The organism is Sporomusaceae bacterium ACPt (genome assembly GCA_041428575.1).
Taxonomy (GTDB): Bacteria; Bacillota; Negativicutes; order Sporomusales; family Sporomusaceae; genus Sporomusa_D; species Sporomusa_D carbonis.
In genome coordinates this window covers 1,172,501-1,186,229 of sequence record CP155570.1, presented here as the reverse complement: position 1 = coordinate 1,186,229, position 13,729 = coordinate 1,172,501, and the positions used below count along the sequence as shown (strand labels likewise).

The following is a 13,729-nucleotide window of genomic DNA, read 5'->3' as shown; positions in this document are numbered from 1 at the left end:
ACTTTTTTCTTAATTAGGAAAGGCACATAAAATAGAAACGCCACTGCAAGTGGCGTTTCTATTTTATATACGTATACCAACCATTACCTATTACCCATAAAAGTCACACTATAGTTTAGCTTGCTGCGCTACTGTCTTATCATGAGCTTCAGCTTGGCCGGACAGCAGACCCATTTTGTCGAAAACTTCGAAGATAAGGCTAATCAGTATCGAAACAACGGTGCCAAGCGCCATGCCTTTGAGCTCGACTGCGCCAATTTTTACAACTGCGCCACTCAGACCTAATACCAGCACCGAAGACGTAAGAACAAGGTTCTTGGCCTGGGTATAGTCGACCTTTTTCTCAACAAGCATGCGAATACCGGCGGCCGCAATTACTCCGAACAGCAGGACACATACACCGCCCATTACCGGCACCGGAATGCTGCGGATAAGCGCTGCAAGTTTTCCTACGAAGGAGAGCGCGATAGCAAGTGTTGCTGCACCACCAATAACCCAGACGCTATAAACTTTGGTAATAGCCATGACACCAATGTTTTCCCCATAGGTGGTATTGGGGGTGGCGCCTGCAAAACCGGATAATACATTGGAAATACCGTCAGCAAACAGTGACCGGTGCAATCCTGGTTCCTTAATCAAGTCCCTCTCTACGATATTACCCGTAACAACCAGGTGGCCGATATGTTCGGCCAATACTACCAGCATGGCTGGCAGGATAATAATAATTGCACTTACATTAAATTCAGGAGTATATAAGGTAGGAACCTCAAACCAAGGAGCTGCGGCTACACTGCTTAGATCAACAATCCCGACGGCAAGGGACAGAATATAGCCTGACACCACCCCGATAAGCACCGGAATTACCGCCAGGAAACCGCGGAACAATACTGAACCCAAAACAGTGACAACAAAGGTGAATACTGATACGATTAAGGCCTTGTCAAGGGGAATGTTCAACTGTTTCATCATATCGCCTGTCCAACCGGCCATATTGGTTGCTGCCGGTGCAAGTTCCAGGCCAATAACGGCTACAATGGCTCCCATTGCAGCCGGTGGGAAAACGACATCAATCCATTTAACGCCTACCGCTTTAACAATCAACGCCATCAGTATAAAGAACAGACCGAAAACGATAAAGCCGCCTTGCGCCGCCGCGTAACTATATTGCGACAGTATGACAAACACGGGGGAGATAAATGCAAAACTGGAACCAAGATAAGCGGGGAGTTTCCCCTTGCACAAGAAAAGGTAAATTAGCGTGCCAATACCATTCATCAATAGTGATGTTGCAGGGTTCACCTTAAACAAAAAGGGAACCAGCACTGTCGCGCCAAACATCGCAAACAAGTGCTGTAAGCTGAGGGGAATGGTTTGGAGAAGTGGCAGCTTATCTTCAACCTGGATAATCCGTCTGGACATCATTAATCCTCCTTAATATTACCCTGGTACACAATAAAAGCCTCTCGCATAAGCGAGAGGCCACAAAGTCGCACACAAACAGACGGTATTGCGTACCTTGCCGGCCTCTCTGGACCGCCTTAAAGGTTATTTGTAGCTATTATATTAAATTACTGCCATTTTGTCAATTGGCACCAGTTAATACAATTAGAACATTCCCAACTCATCAACCTTTATGCACCCAATATTGAGCTTTCGAAATACCGTCCAGCTCTATATTTTCCACAATTCCAACGATTGCGGCATCAACTGCGCTGTCAGCATTTTTCATTATACGACGGGCTGAACTCCCGGTTAAAACCAGCACTGTTTCACCGTTCCCCGCCCCGACAGTGTCGACAGCAACTTGCAGACTAATGGTATTCATACCGTCCAGATTTAACGGCTGAACGATCAACAGTTTGCAGCCAATTAATGTATCATTTTTTGTCGGTGCAACAACAGTTCCAACAACTTTACCAAGCCACATAAAAATCCTCTCCCGCTAAATAGTCTAAGGAAATGTCCGTATATACATTTCCAAGGTGATTGTTTACTAGCTTTGAACTTAGTATATATAGAGTTTTAGATTAAATCAGACTATTTCCTACGTACTTTTTTGTGATATGATAGTGTATTATTGCTGAGGCTGAAATGTATGTGGATGTTATGCCATAAGCCCATGAACCTAATCTTCTTTTATCACAACCGGATATACGGGAATTTCTATTCCTTCCTCCCGGTACCGTTTATATACTTCTTTTATAAATGTATGCTTTAGCCTAAACTGACTGATAAAATTGTGAGACTGCAAAATGACGTTGAAATTAATACTGTGATGACCTAAAGAGTGAAACAACACTAACGGCCTACATCCGGTTACTCCGTCGCTAAATTCGCGTAAGACTTGATTTGCTACTTCCAGTGTTATTGCTTCGACTTTTTCAAGGTCACTACCGTAACTGACGCCTATTGGAATTAATATTGCCATTTCCTCTGCAGGTACATGATAATTGGTTATAATTGAAGATGCAACTTTCGAATTAGGTACAATAATAGTGTTATTAGCCAGCGTTTTTATTTTTGTAATCCGCCACGAAATATCGTCGACATATCCTTCTTCCCCGGTGTTAAGCTTAACGTAATCACCAATACCAATCTGGTTTGAGATAAGGATATGTAATCCCGAAAACAGGTTTGAAAGTGTATCCTGCAATGCTAAAGCGACCGCCAAACCGCCTACGCCTAAGGCCGTTAAAATAGGAGTAATTGAAATACCCATAAATTGGAGTATTATTAAAAAACCTATAGCATAGATAATAGCTTCGGCGGTATTAATCAGGATAGAACTGGCCGGAAAAATAGCCTCCCGCTTCCTCGTATAGTGTCTAACAAGGCCGGCTGTCGTTCGGGCTACTACTATTGTCATAGACAAAAGCAGTAAAGCTATCATAAAGTTTTTTAAGGGGAGGTTTACGCCATCATCTAAAGGTGTATATTCTATTACTACATTCATACCGATTAATGTAGTCCAGATAACCGGCATTCCCTGAAAAGTTCTAATAAGTCCTTCGCAATTATCGTCTTTTTTGACTCTGGAGCACAGTAAACGGTTAAGAAGTACTCCTGACGCTATGCTCAATAACACGACTATTGTGGAAAACAGAATAAATTTACACCAGACCAATATATGCAATACTTACTCTCCTTGTTGCGTTCAGCATTTGATTATTGAAACTATATGAAATCCAATAAAGATTTTTTTCTAGGCGTGTTGTTAGTAACGCTCCACCGCTGGCGCTTGACTTACGCTTATACTAACAACACGCCTGTAAATCTTTATTGGATACTATATAGTTTTTCTGTTTCCAGTACGTCTGATACCTTGCTCTAAACCTTTTTCAACACAATCCATCTACTATGGAACTCCAAAGCCACATGAATTATGTACTCATATAATAAAACCGGCCCGAAAAACAATAGGCCGGCTGTTTACTATGTTTTCTACATCTTTTTTTAAAAATCGCCGCAGAGTCAAGTCCTCTATAATCTACACGTTATACTTTTGCAATGTAATCAGCAATAATATGTGCGGTAATCGGGGCCATTGAAATCCCGTCTCCCTCTCACCTGCCAAAACTATTGCGCATCCTGAGATAATTGTTCCTCGGTCTCACAGGCAAAACGAACAATAAATACTGTACCGTTGGTACCGGTATTGATCTCAATTTTAGCATTGTGACGAGCGGCTACGCTGTAGCATATTGCTAGTCCGAGGCCTGTCCCGTTATCTTTGGTAGTAAAAAACGGCGTTCCAATCTTATCCATAACTTCATCTTTAATACCATCGCCCTCATCAGCAATAGAAAGTATTATATCTGTTCCCTCACGATAAGTACTAATTGTCAGTTTCCCACCTTTAGCCATGGCATCCAGGCCGTTGAGAGCCATATTTAAAATCAGTTGCCGTATTTCCTTTTCATCAAGTAATAACATTAAATTTTCCTCAAGATTGATGTTAACAATATTATTGGTCAAATGTGCTTCTGCCTGAATCAACGGATACAGCGCCCTGACAATATCACTTAAATTCATTATTTTTAAACAGGATCGACGATTTTTTGCCAAACCGAGGAACTCGGCTATAATTGCATTCGCCCGATCGATCTCATCGATCATGGCAATCAGTTGCTCCTCAGAAGGCACATGGGCTTTATTAATAAATAGTTGCAGGAATCCTCGTACTTTAGTTAACGGGTTCCGTATTTCATGGGCTATACCAGCCGCAACTTCCTTCGTAAGATTCAAACGATCAAGACGAGCCATATCTTTTTCATATTTAATACGTTCGCTGATATTACGAAAATATACAGACAGCCCCATTTCTGAAGGATAAATATGTATTTCGTACCACTTACCACATTTTTCATCAATTGTCTCAAAATGCATGGCTTGTTTAAAGTCCACTGCTTGCCTGAACCGTTCAAATAGTTTAATTGTTAGCGGCCACGCTTCCCACATTCGCTTACCTATTAACTCTTGTCTTGTTTTACCGATCTCTTTTTCAGCTTCCTTGTTAACATAGGAAAATCGCCAGTCTGGATCTACTGCGTAGAATGCATCAGAAATGCTTTCTAGAATACTCACAATTTGTTCATTTGATTTTATTAATTCTGAGTTGAGCTCACCAAGCTTTGTAGTATTCTTTTTTGCCAAAGCTTCCATACAGTCCCGCTGTTGACGTATTTCCATTTCTTCTTGATACAGATTGATAAAAACTTCTACTTTGCGCCTTAGCGTTTCCGGTTGGAAAGGTTTAAAGATATAATCAACCGCCCCGGCAGAATACCCCTCCAGAATGTGTTCACTTGCCTTATGAATAGCCGATATGAAAATTATTGGAATATGTTCGTTTTTGTGACGCTGCCTAATAAGCCTGGCTGTATCAAATCCATTTAGGCCCGCCATTTGCACATCTAATAAAATAAGGGCAACATCATTCTTTAGTAACAATTTTAACGCTTCTTCCCCTGAACAAGCTTCAAGTATTTCATATGCAGGGTTATTAAGTACAGCTCGCAATGCTAATAAATTTTCCGGGCGATCATCAACGGCTAATATCTTTACCTTATGAAACATAATAGTTCCCTTCTCTCTATCGTAGAATGAATAAAAGTACTGATTCTTTCAATGTTTCCGTTGGTTAGATCGACTTTCTGTATAATGTGCGCATTATTGGTAACAGTCTGAGATCATGTGCAAAGTCTTAACCGAATCATAGCAAAGAGTTTTTCTAAGTCCACAGGCTTGGTAATATAATCTGTCGCTCCAGCAGCTATACATTTAGCGTTGTCATCTTTCATTGCCTTTGCCGTTAAAGCAATTATCGGAATATCATTAAATTTAGGTATTTCACGGATACGGCGCATGGCCTCATAGCCATCCATTTCAGGCATCATGATATCCATAAAAATTATATCAATATCCGGATTTTGTATTAGTGTATCTATCGCCTCCCTCCCATTTTCAGCATAAAGTACCTTCATTTGATAACTTTCTAAAACAGTTGTCAGTGAAAAAGCATTTCTCATATCATCATCTACTAATAAAACTGTCTTGCCCTGAAATAGCGTTTCAGTATCCGAAGGCAACTTTAATACAGCAGCAACCTCTGGTACCATTCTCCGCTCATTAAAATTTTTTAATGAATTTTGCGTGTTTATGTCGCTAGGTCCTCGCAATGGTAAATACAGGGAAAATGTACTACCTTGCCCAATCTTACTATCTACAACTATTTGGCCCCCGAGTAAAGCTGCTATCCCCTTACTGATTGCCAAACCCAAGCCGGTACCCCCATAGTTGCGGCTGGTTGTTCCGTCAGCCTGTTGAAAAGCGCCAAATATAAAGTCCATCTTATCTTGAGGTATACCGACTCCCGTATCAATAACGGAAAATATCATCTCCTTTTCTATACAGTTAATATGTAGGGTTACGCTGCCATGGGTTGTAAACTTAAAGGCATTAGAAAGAAGATTACTAAGTATTTGATTTAGACGCTGCTCATCAGTATAGACGACTGGCGGCACATCGTTATCAACCTTAATGATAAGATCTAATCTTTTTTGAGCAGCTACAGGAATAAAATTCTGTTTAACATTCCTAACAATCTTATCCAAAAATACTTCGCTAATATTGACCTCCATTTTACCGTGTTCGATTTTTGATAAGTCCAGTATCTCATTTATAAGGTGTAGTAAGTCACAACCGGCTGAATAAATCGTTTGCGCAAACTCTATTTGCTTAGGTGTCAAATTATTGTCGGCATTATCGGTAAGCATCTTGGCAAGGATTAACATACTATTCAAAGGTGTACGCAATTCATGGGACATATTAGCCAGAAATTGGGATTTATAATTTGAACTTGCAGCAAGTTGCCTGGCATTTTCTTCGAGTTCAGCGCTAATTTCCTCTAGTTCAATAGTTTTTTGCTCTGATTGCCTATATTGCTCGGCCAGCTGTTCATTTGTACTGGTCAGCTCTTCAGCCTGGGTCTGTAGTTCCTCTGTCAAAAGCTGTGCCTTTTTGAGAAGGTCCTCTATGCGCATCCGTCCAGCAATACTTTGCAGAGTAACTCCCAGGTTTTCTGTTAACCGGGTAAGCAATTGCCGTTTGCTATCACTAAAGTCCTCAAAAGAAGCAAGTTCAATAACAGCCATAACATTTCCCTCAAAGGCTACCGGTAGCAGTATTAAACTAAGCGGAGTAGCTTCACCTAACCCCGACTCTATTTTTGTATAATCACTGGGCACTTGTGTGAGCAATATTATCTTATTATCAGCAGCACATTGACCAACTAATCCCTCCCCAATTTGAATACTGTCTTTACCGGAACAAATTCCTCGATAGGCATAACTAGCAAGCAATTTTAAACAAGGCCCGGTTTCACACTCCTCTTTGAAGTAAAAAAGTCCCAGGTTGGCCCCTACAATAGGAGCAACATTGCTAATAAATATCTGCCCTAATGTCTGGAGGTCCTCTACTCCCTGATACAGAGTAGTAACCTCGCTGAACTTAGTTTTTAGCCAGTCATTCTCTAATTCTCTGGCAGCGTGTTCTTCAAGCTGCCTGGTCATCGTGTTAAACGCAGTAGCTATTTCGCCAAACTCGTCCCGGGTTTTAAGTTCAATACGCGGTAATACTGTTGAGCCGTAAGTTACACCAGCTAGTCCATCTATAATCTTTGACAGACTATTTGATATTTCTTTAATCACCCACCAGGCAATACACGACAGTATCAAGGCTCCTACTACTACCATAGAAAACATAATTTTAACACTAAGACTGTAAAGATAATCAGAGTTTGCAAACGCCTGATCCATACTTTTTTCATATGTCGAAACACTATCACTAATCGTTGTCATCAATTTTTGCAAATTATCGGTATTTTCCTCATAAAGATGAGCAGCAGCTTCGTAGTCATCGGCCAGCAACAACTGGATAATTTTATTTTGCTTATCAATATAGCGGTTATAGTCAGTTTTTAGAGTAACAAAATCATTTTGAGCTCGCTCTCCCATACTGAGTTTTTCCAGTTCAACCATAACACTCTCGACAGTCGAACGTTCTTCTTCAAGTTGAGAAATCTCCTGTAGGAGATCGTCCCGATTATGAATTCGCAGCATGCCTTTAGTATTACGGTCCATTTGATGACTATCAAACCGGATATCCCTTATTAGCTTAATTTTAATGTAACGGTCACTAACTATATCATTCACATTTTCATCTAATTTTTCAAGTACATATATACCTACGCCAAGGAGCACAATCATAACGGCAGTTGCCATACTAAAACTGAAAATTAATTTGGTCTTAATTTTCATTGCTTCCCCCCCTGCTTTCATATTTTCTTTAATCATTTTACAAATCCTTCCTCCAAACCTATTTTGCAAATAATATACACAGTATTTATAAAAAAAAGAAACTATCTATAATTTAGATAGCTTCTTGTGAGACTGGGAAAACTGCCTAAACTACCATTTATTAAATCCAGCGTAATTTTCAGTCTAAGAATAAATGAAATTACGGATGCAGTTTGAACTGTAAGGATTGGTCCAGCTACCTGCGCCAATCCTCTCCAACTCAGCTTCGAAAAACGGATTTCCGTCATAATAAGGAAGTCCTTTTTTCATTAACGCCCAATGACAGAGTTCATGTTTTATAATTTTTTCAACAGCTATGTCGGAATATTCACCCATAACAAATCCTGTACAAAACTCTATCCGGTAACCGTTTTCTGATAGAAATACCCTGCCTAAGATTTGTGAAAACTGTGGATTGATTACAATTAGCGCATCTAAATCCATGTCCCAGTATTCGCGGGCATATGTGCGCGCTTTTTCTGTTATTTCTTCCAGTGTCATACCCATCAACTCCTGTCAGGATATTCACAAGAAAATAACTTTCTTTATTTATTATAGTATATAAATACTAAATTATCTGCCAAGTGAAAACAAAAAAATTAGTGTAACAGAGAATTTTTTGGTAAATTCCTGTTACACTAATTGTTTACAATGTCATATTCTGTGAAACAAATCAACCGGATATACCTGACCTTGCGCAAAACCTTCAACGATAAGCCTAATGCGTTTGGCATTTCGAAACAAATGCTCATCTAATGCATTAAATTCATCAATTGATAGCCAATGACAACTCAATATTTCACCTTCTTGGGGTATTGCAACTACATTTTCTGTTGCCTGAGCATAAAATGCAAAATTAATATAGTGGTTATCACTGGCACCTTCATATACACCAATAAACCCTTTTAGTTCAACATCAAAGCCTACTTCCTCACACACCTCACGTCTCGCACCTGCTAAAATATCCTCGCCAAGCTCAAGATGTCCACCAGGCAAATTATATTTCCCGTACGCAATAGGCTTTTTCTCCCGGACCAATAGAATTTTACCGTTTCTTTCTATTAAGGTGCTAACGTGAACAACAAACTTCATGCCAGTTGCAGCTCTTTTGCCCGTTTTATAAGCTTGGCGGTATCTCTGGTTTTAGCAAGACATTGGCCGGTACATAACAGTTCATAATAAAGTCCGCACTTATCCGTACTACTTAAATTATTGAAAAATTGATCCAGCTTGCAGAATTTATTATCATTACCATTTTCCGCGCACGGGTCAGTAACAGCGCATTCACCGTCCAGCTTGTCAGATAAGTACCTGATTAATTCTCCTCTAGTAATACTGGCACCATCAATAATAATACATATAGAGTTAATGTATTGCGAAAGTGACATTGTCAGGGTAGAAGGCAGCTGCTTTTCCGCTTTATTGGCTCCATCATTCTCTTTTGCGTAATTTAAAACCCTGAAGCCGTGAATTATCGAACCTCTATACTTAGCTCCACCGGCTATTGCCAGGGTAATTTTATCTACTGATTCACCGTCTAACATTAATTCTTCATAGTTATATGTACGTACTTTGGGTTGTTTATTTAGCCCCATCGCATTCCAAGCCTTGGCAAAACCATCTTCCACTAACAATCTCCTCAGCACGGCACTGCAGCGACTTAAGGAACTATCATCAATTTCCTGGTCCCATTCATTAACTAAATATTTTAAATCGTCGGCTACGGTTTTAAGGATGTTTACTTCTTCATTATTCACCATAATACCCCCGTATTATCCCATTTTTAACTTGTCCCCGCCCTTTATTTAGTTATTATATTATACAACATATTTCCTTAATTATACATAATTAGTAAATATTTAATGTAATTTTGTAAATAAAAAAAGTTTCGTGAATAAATCCCTCATCAACAGTAATTACGGCTTAGGTTATAAAAACTTACAGTTATGCCTAAAATTAAAATTAATACTCGCTGTGCTTTTGCCTGAAGTAATTGTTATAATTAACATTGTCATATTTGAATACAAAGTGAAGAAGGTATAGTGTGCTAAAATTGCCTGAATGGAAAAGAAATCTTGCAGTAATGTGGTTCGCCCAATTAATTGGAATGGGAGCTATTACCGGTGTAGTTTCATTTTTACCCTTGTATATACCACATCTTGGTGTTTCCAGTCTGGAAGAAACTGAAATGTGGTCTGGAATTCTAATGGGCGTTGCTTCTTTTTTTGCGGCAATTGCTAATCCTTACTGGGGATCAATTGCTGATCAAAATGGCCGGAAGCCCATGGTTGAACGGGTTATGCTAATGTTTGGAACGGTAATGATATGCATGTCTTTTGTGACAAATGTATATCAGTTGTTGGCCTTAAGGATAGTCCAGGGAATATTCGGGGGTTTTACTGCCTCGGCGCTGGCATTGGTAGCAAGTGTTACCCCTGATGAGGAAATAGGCTTTACCATGGGTATCTTTCAGACAGCCATGATTGCCGGCAGTGCCGTGGGACCGATGTTCGGCGGTTTAGCGGCCGATCACGTAGGTTACCGCCAGACCTTTATCGTCTTTGGTGTCCTCTGCCTAACTTCACTGATAATTATTCATTTTGCCGTATCTGAACATTTTACTCCTGTTCCCCAAGCAGCCAAGCCGTCAGTAAGGCATGATATCAAACAAGTACTGGCAATCCCTGGTTTAAAAAGCATGCTTTTTGTCCAGTTTGTAATACAATTTGCGATACAAATTATTGCACCGGTGATGCCTTTGTACATCCAAAACATGGCGCCAGATTCAAACTATATTGCGAGTATTTGCGGAGCTATCATTGCCGTCGCTGGCATTACAAGTGCTCTGGCATCAGCCAGTATTGGCCAGCTCGTCAAGCGCTTTAAGAACCGGAATATATTAGTGGCAGCATCGGCGATTGGAGCTTTTTTCTTTGCTGCCCAGGCACTGGCCACCAGTGTTACTTCTTTGGGGATACTGCGCGGGCTAAGCGGCTTATGCCTCGGGACCATGCTCCCAACATCCAATACCATTATCACATATCTAATCCCCTCGGAAAAACGCGGCGTTGCTTACGGCATTACAACCGGGGCAGCACAGATGGGTAATGTTGTCGGACCTTTAAGCGGTAGCGCTATTGCTTTAAGCTCTGGTATACCAGCTGTTTTTTGGTGCACCGCCGTATTGTTTGCACTAGTATCGATATGGGTATGTTGGCGGGTAAATGAACCGCAAATCAGCGATCCGTAAAAGCGTCTAATTGTTGCCTTTCTTCATTGCTCCTACATATAATGTCTTGGGTGATGTTGTAAATGAAGCCGATTATCATCTATCCCCCCACAATTGAATGGGACTATTTATACCAGCGCCCTCAGCAATTACTAAAGGCTTTGTCTCAGCTTGGCTGTGCATGTGTGTTTTGCAACCCCAATGTGCACAAATATTATTCAAGCAAATTCTATTACCTAAGTGACAATCTTGTGCTTGCCAATACCAGAAGTTTCAGGGAAGCTGTAGAATGGGCCAGAACCATCTATCCTTGCACCCCTTTAGTAGCCTATTTTACCTACCCGCCACACATTAAACAAGTGCAAGAAACAAAACCCGATATTGTTTTGTTCGACTCAGTAGATGAGCCTTCCAATGAATTTGCAAGCTGGCTTCCTTATTATTCCAAAGCAGTTGAACTGGCAGACATCATAACAGCTTCTGCCAACTTCCTTGCTAATAGGGCTCAACATTATGCCAGAAGCGAAGTTCATTTACTGCCCAACGCCTGCGACTATACACATTTTCAAGCTGCCCAAGTTCAGCAGCCGATTCATTGCAAACCATTTAGTACAAGCAAGCCGGTTATCGGCTATATCGGGGCAATCGCGCCATGGTTGGATTGGAGCCTGATAAACGTAATGGCTCATTATCTGACAAATTTTGAGTTTGTATTTATCGGACCGCTCATATTGCAGAATGGCATAAGCTTAGCCAGTAAAAACATGCACTACTTAGGTCCAATGAACTATGCCGATTTGCCGCGATATATGAGTAATTTTAATTATTGCCTCATACCCTTTAAACTGACGCCAATGACACAGGGAGTTAATCCTATCAAGTTTTGGGAATATCTTGCCAGTGGTAAACAAATATTAAGTACCAAGCTACCCGAAATCCCGGTAGAAAGCGTAATTCCTATATCTGAGGAAATGTTTCCGGGATTTTTACCTGGTGCTGCAAAAATGAACCGGGATGCTAGAATCAATATGGCCCGGGATAATTCCTGGACAAAACGAGCCATTGAATTGTTAGAAATAATTCAAAGCAAACTAGAGCACGGTTGATCTACCCAAGACAAAACCCCGCAAAATATGCGGGGTTTGCTTAGCCTATATCATTATTAAATGGTGCGGTCGAGTGGATTTGAACCACCACGAGGTTGCCCTCACTAGCTCCTGAGGCTAGCGCGTCTGCCGTTCCGCCACGACCGCTTAATATGGTGGATCTACTAGGATTTGAACCTAGGACCCGCCGGTTATGAGCCGGATGCTCTACCAAACTGAGCTATAGATCCTTTACTGGTGGGATTAACTGGATTCGAACCAGTGACCTCTACGATGTCAACGTAGCGCTCTAACCAACTGAGCTATAATCCCAGAAAAAGATTTAAATGGCGAGCCCGGCAGGATTCGAACCTGCGACCTTTTGATTCGTAGTCAAATGCTCTATCCAGCTGAGCTACGGACTCAATAAATTTGTACAATGATGTTCTTCCGTACTGCTTAAAGCTGATAACTTACCCAGGTTCTTAATTCATCTATTGGCTTGTGAGATCTTGGTTTGCTTATGGCGACCCGGAAGGGACTTGAACCCTCGATCTCCGCCGTGACAGGGCGGCATGTTAACCACTACACCACCGGGCCGTGTCTATAACGTTTCTGCTGGGCCGTCAGCCTTGCATTTGGCGGAGTGGCAGGGATTTGAACCCTGGCGGGGGTTGCCCCCCTAACGATTTAGCAAACCATCCTCTTCAGCCACTTGAGTACCACTCCAATTTGCTGAGTAACCAGATTAGAAATGCCAAGCGAGTCTCGTTTGGCATTTAAATACATGGTTGCGGGAGCAGGACTTGAACCTGCGACCTTCGGGTTATGAGCCCGACGAGCTGCCAACTGCTCCATCCCGCGATGATTGGCTCCTCGAGTAGGACTCGAACCTACGACCGATCGGTTAACAGCCGATTGCTCTACCAACTGAGCTATCGAGGAATATATTCGTGAGTTCGTGTGTTCGAGGTTCGCAAGTTCGAAAACCGCGTTTCCCGGATACATTCCCTCAAAACTGTCACAGAAGAAAGACTGCGCAATATAGGATGTTCCTCGCTAACGCTCGGAACTAAGCGATTCGCACCAATCCGCCTTCGCCTCTCGGCTCGCCTTCTTGGGCTCTCTGCTTATCGCTTTCGCTCTCAAACTTTTGGCTCGCTTGTTTAAGTCAAGTCCTCGGCCGATTAGTACCAGTCAGCTCAATGGATTGCTCCACTTACACACCTGGCCTATCTACCTTATCATCTGTAAGGGGCCTTACTTCTTTCGAATGACAGACCTCATCTTAAGGCTGGTTTCACGCTTAGATGCTTTCAGCGTTTATCCTTTCCGGACGTAGCTACCCAGCTGTACTCCTGGCGGAATAACTGGTACACCATTGGTCCGTCCACTCCGGTCCTCTCGTACTAGGAGCAGTTCCCTTCAAGTCTCTTGCGCCCGCGATGGATAGGGACCGAACTGTCTCACGACGTTCTGAACCCAGCTCACGTACCACTTTAATGGGCGAACAGCCCAACCCTTGGGACCTACTTCAGCCCCAGGATGTGATGAGCCGA

Annotated in this window: 10 protein-coding genes, 8 tRNA genes and 1 rRNA gene (1 of these 19 only partly in view); 2 read left to right on the top strand and 17 right to left on the bottom strand. The window is 41.6% G+C overall.

All coding sequences use genetic code 11. The features are described from left to right. Positions 1-108 precede the first annotated feature (108 nt). From uraA to SCACP_RS05915, 8 genes are all read right to left on the bottom strand, one after another. Positions 109-1,419, bottom strand: a complete 1,311-nt coding sequence (uraA, locus tag SCACP_RS05950; protein WP_425061332.1) for a uracil permease — start codon at positions 1,417-1,419, stop codon at positions 109-111. Between the two features lie 205 nt (positions 1,420-1,624). Next, complete coding sequence (locus tag SCACP_RS05945) at positions 1,625-1,927, bottom strand: EutN/CcmL family microcompartment protein (RefSeq protein ID WP_425060448.1); 303 nt, start codon at positions 1,925-1,927, stop codon at positions 1,625-1,627. Positions 1,928-2,125: 198 nt separating this feature from the next. Next, positions 2,126-2,983: a mechanosensitive ion channel family protein gene (locus tag SCACP_RS05940; RefSeq protein WP_425060447.1), complete on the bottom strand. Its 858-nt coding sequence runs from the start codon at positions 2,981-2,983 to the stop codon at positions 2,126-2,128. Positions 2,984-3,576: 593 nt separating this feature from the next. Then, positions 3,577-5,076 (bottom strand): response regulator, encoded by a 1,500-nt coding sequence (locus tag SCACP_RS05935; RefSeq protein ID WP_425060446.1) that lies wholly within the window; start codon positions 5,074-5,076, stop codon positions 3,577-3,579. 113 nt (positions 5,077-5,189) lie between these two features. Beyond that, complete coding sequence (locus tag SCACP_RS05930; protein ID WP_425060445.1) at positions 5,190-7,853, bottom strand: response regulator; 2,664 nt, start codon at positions 7,851-7,853, stop codon at positions 5,190-5,192. Between the two features lie 147 nt (positions 7,854-8,000). After that, positions 8,001-8,357: a hypothetical protein gene (locus SCACP_RS05925; RefSeq protein WP_425060444.1), complete on the bottom strand. Its 357-nt coding sequence runs from the start codon at positions 8,355-8,357 to the stop codon at positions 8,001-8,003. A 153-nt stretch (positions 8,358-8,510) separates the two neighbouring features. After that, positions 8,511-8,948, bottom strand: coding sequence for an NUDIX domain-containing protein (locus SCACP_RS05920; protein WP_425060443.1), 438 nt, complete (start codon positions 8,946-8,948; stop codon positions 8,511-8,513). Then, positions 8,945-9,616 (bottom strand): hypothetical protein, encoded by a 672-nt coding sequence (locus SCACP_RS05915; protein ID WP_425060442.1) that lies wholly within the window; start codon positions 9,614-9,616, stop codon positions 8,945-8,947. Before SCACP_RS05915 ends, SCACP_RS05920 begins: the two co-directional genes overlap by 4 nt. A gap of 284 nt (positions 9,617-9,900) precedes the next feature. Between SCACP_RS05915 and SCACP_RS05910 the strand changes: the two genes are divergently transcribed. Both SCACP_RS05910 and SCACP_RS05905 read left to right on the top strand, forming a co-directional pair. Then, a complete protein-coding gene (locus tag SCACP_RS05910; RefSeq protein WP_425060441.1) occupies positions 9,901-11,106 on the top strand; it encodes an MFS transporter in 1,206 nt (401 codons plus the stop codon). 62 nt (positions 11,107-11,168) lie between these two features. Next, a complete protein-coding gene (locus SCACP_RS05905) occupies positions 11,169-12,191 on the top strand; it encodes a hypothetical protein (RefSeq protein ID WP_425060440.1) in 1,023 nt (340 codons plus the stop codon). Positions 12,192-12,252: 61 nt separating this feature from the next. On the opposite strand, the gene SCACP_RS05900 is transcribed toward SCACP_RS05905, so the two are convergent. From SCACP_RS05900 to SCACP_RS05860, 9 genes are all read right to left on the bottom strand, one after another. Beyond that, positions 12,253-12,338, bottom strand: a tRNA-Leu gene (locus SCACP_RS05900). Between the two features lie 6 nt (positions 12,339-12,344). Beyond that, positions 12,345-12,421 (bottom strand) — tRNA-Ile (locus SCACP_RS05895). Positions 12,422-12,426: 5 nt separating this feature from the next. Next, a tRNA-Val gene (locus SCACP_RS05890) sits at positions 12,427-12,503 on the bottom strand. Between the two features lie 15 nt (positions 12,504-12,518). Beyond that, positions 12,519-12,595: transfer RNA gene (locus SCACP_RS05885), tRNA-Arg, on the bottom strand. Positions 12,596-12,694: 99 nt separating this feature from the next. Beyond that, positions 12,695-12,770, bottom strand: a tRNA-Asp gene (locus tag SCACP_RS05880). 39 nt (positions 12,771-12,809) lie between these two features. Next, a tRNA-Ser gene (locus tag SCACP_RS05875) sits at positions 12,810-12,899 on the bottom strand. 59 nt (positions 12,900-12,958) lie between these two features. Continuing rightward, positions 12,959-13,034, bottom strand: a tRNA-Met gene (locus SCACP_RS05870). A 5-nt stretch (positions 13,035-13,039) separates the two neighbouring features. Continuing rightward, positions 13,040-13,115, bottom strand: a tRNA-Asn gene (locus tag SCACP_RS05865). A gap of 222 nt (positions 13,116-13,337) precedes the next feature. Then, positions 13,338-13,729: ribosomal RNA gene (locus SCACP_RS05860) — 23S ribosomal RNA — on the bottom strand; it runs 2,524 nt beyond the window's last position.

Excerpts from the sequence above, each read along its gene's own strand:
- uraA (WP_425061332.1), bottom strand. The coding sequence starts at position 1,419 with ATGTCCAGACGGATTATCCAGGTTGAAGATAAGCTGCCACTTCTCCAA.
- SCACP_RS05945 (WP_425060448.1), bottom strand. The coding sequence starts at position 1,927 with ATGTGGCTTGGTAAAGTTGTTGGAACTGTTGTTGCACCGACAAAAAAT.
- SCACP_RS05940 (WP_425060447.1), bottom strand. The coding sequence starts at position 2,983 with ATGCCGGTTATCTGGACTACATTAATCGGTATGAATGTAGTAATAGAA.
- SCACP_RS05935 (WP_425060446.1), bottom strand. The coding sequence starts at position 5,076 with ATGTTTCATAAGGTAAAGATATTAGCCGTTGATGATCGCCCGGAAAAT.
- SCACP_RS05930 (WP_425060445.1), bottom strand. The coding sequence starts at position 7,853 with ATGATTAAAGAAAATATGAAAGCAGGGGGGGAAGCAATGAAAATTAAG.
- SCACP_RS05925 (WP_425060444.1), bottom strand. The coding sequence starts at position 8,357 with ATGACACTGGAAGAAATAACAGAAAAAGCGCGCACATATGCCCGCGAA.
- SCACP_RS05920 (WP_425060443.1), bottom strand. The coding sequence starts at position 8,948 with ATGAAGTTTGTTGTTCACGTTAGCACCTTAATAGAAAGAAACGGTAAA.
- SCACP_RS05915 (WP_425060442.1), bottom strand. The coding sequence starts at position 9,616 with ATGGTGAATAATGAAGAAGTAAACATCCTTAAAACCGTAGCCGACGAT.
- SCACP_RS05905 (WP_425060440.1), top strand. The coding sequence starts at position 11,169 with ATGAAGCCGATTATCATCTATCCCCCCACAATTGAATGGGACTATTTA.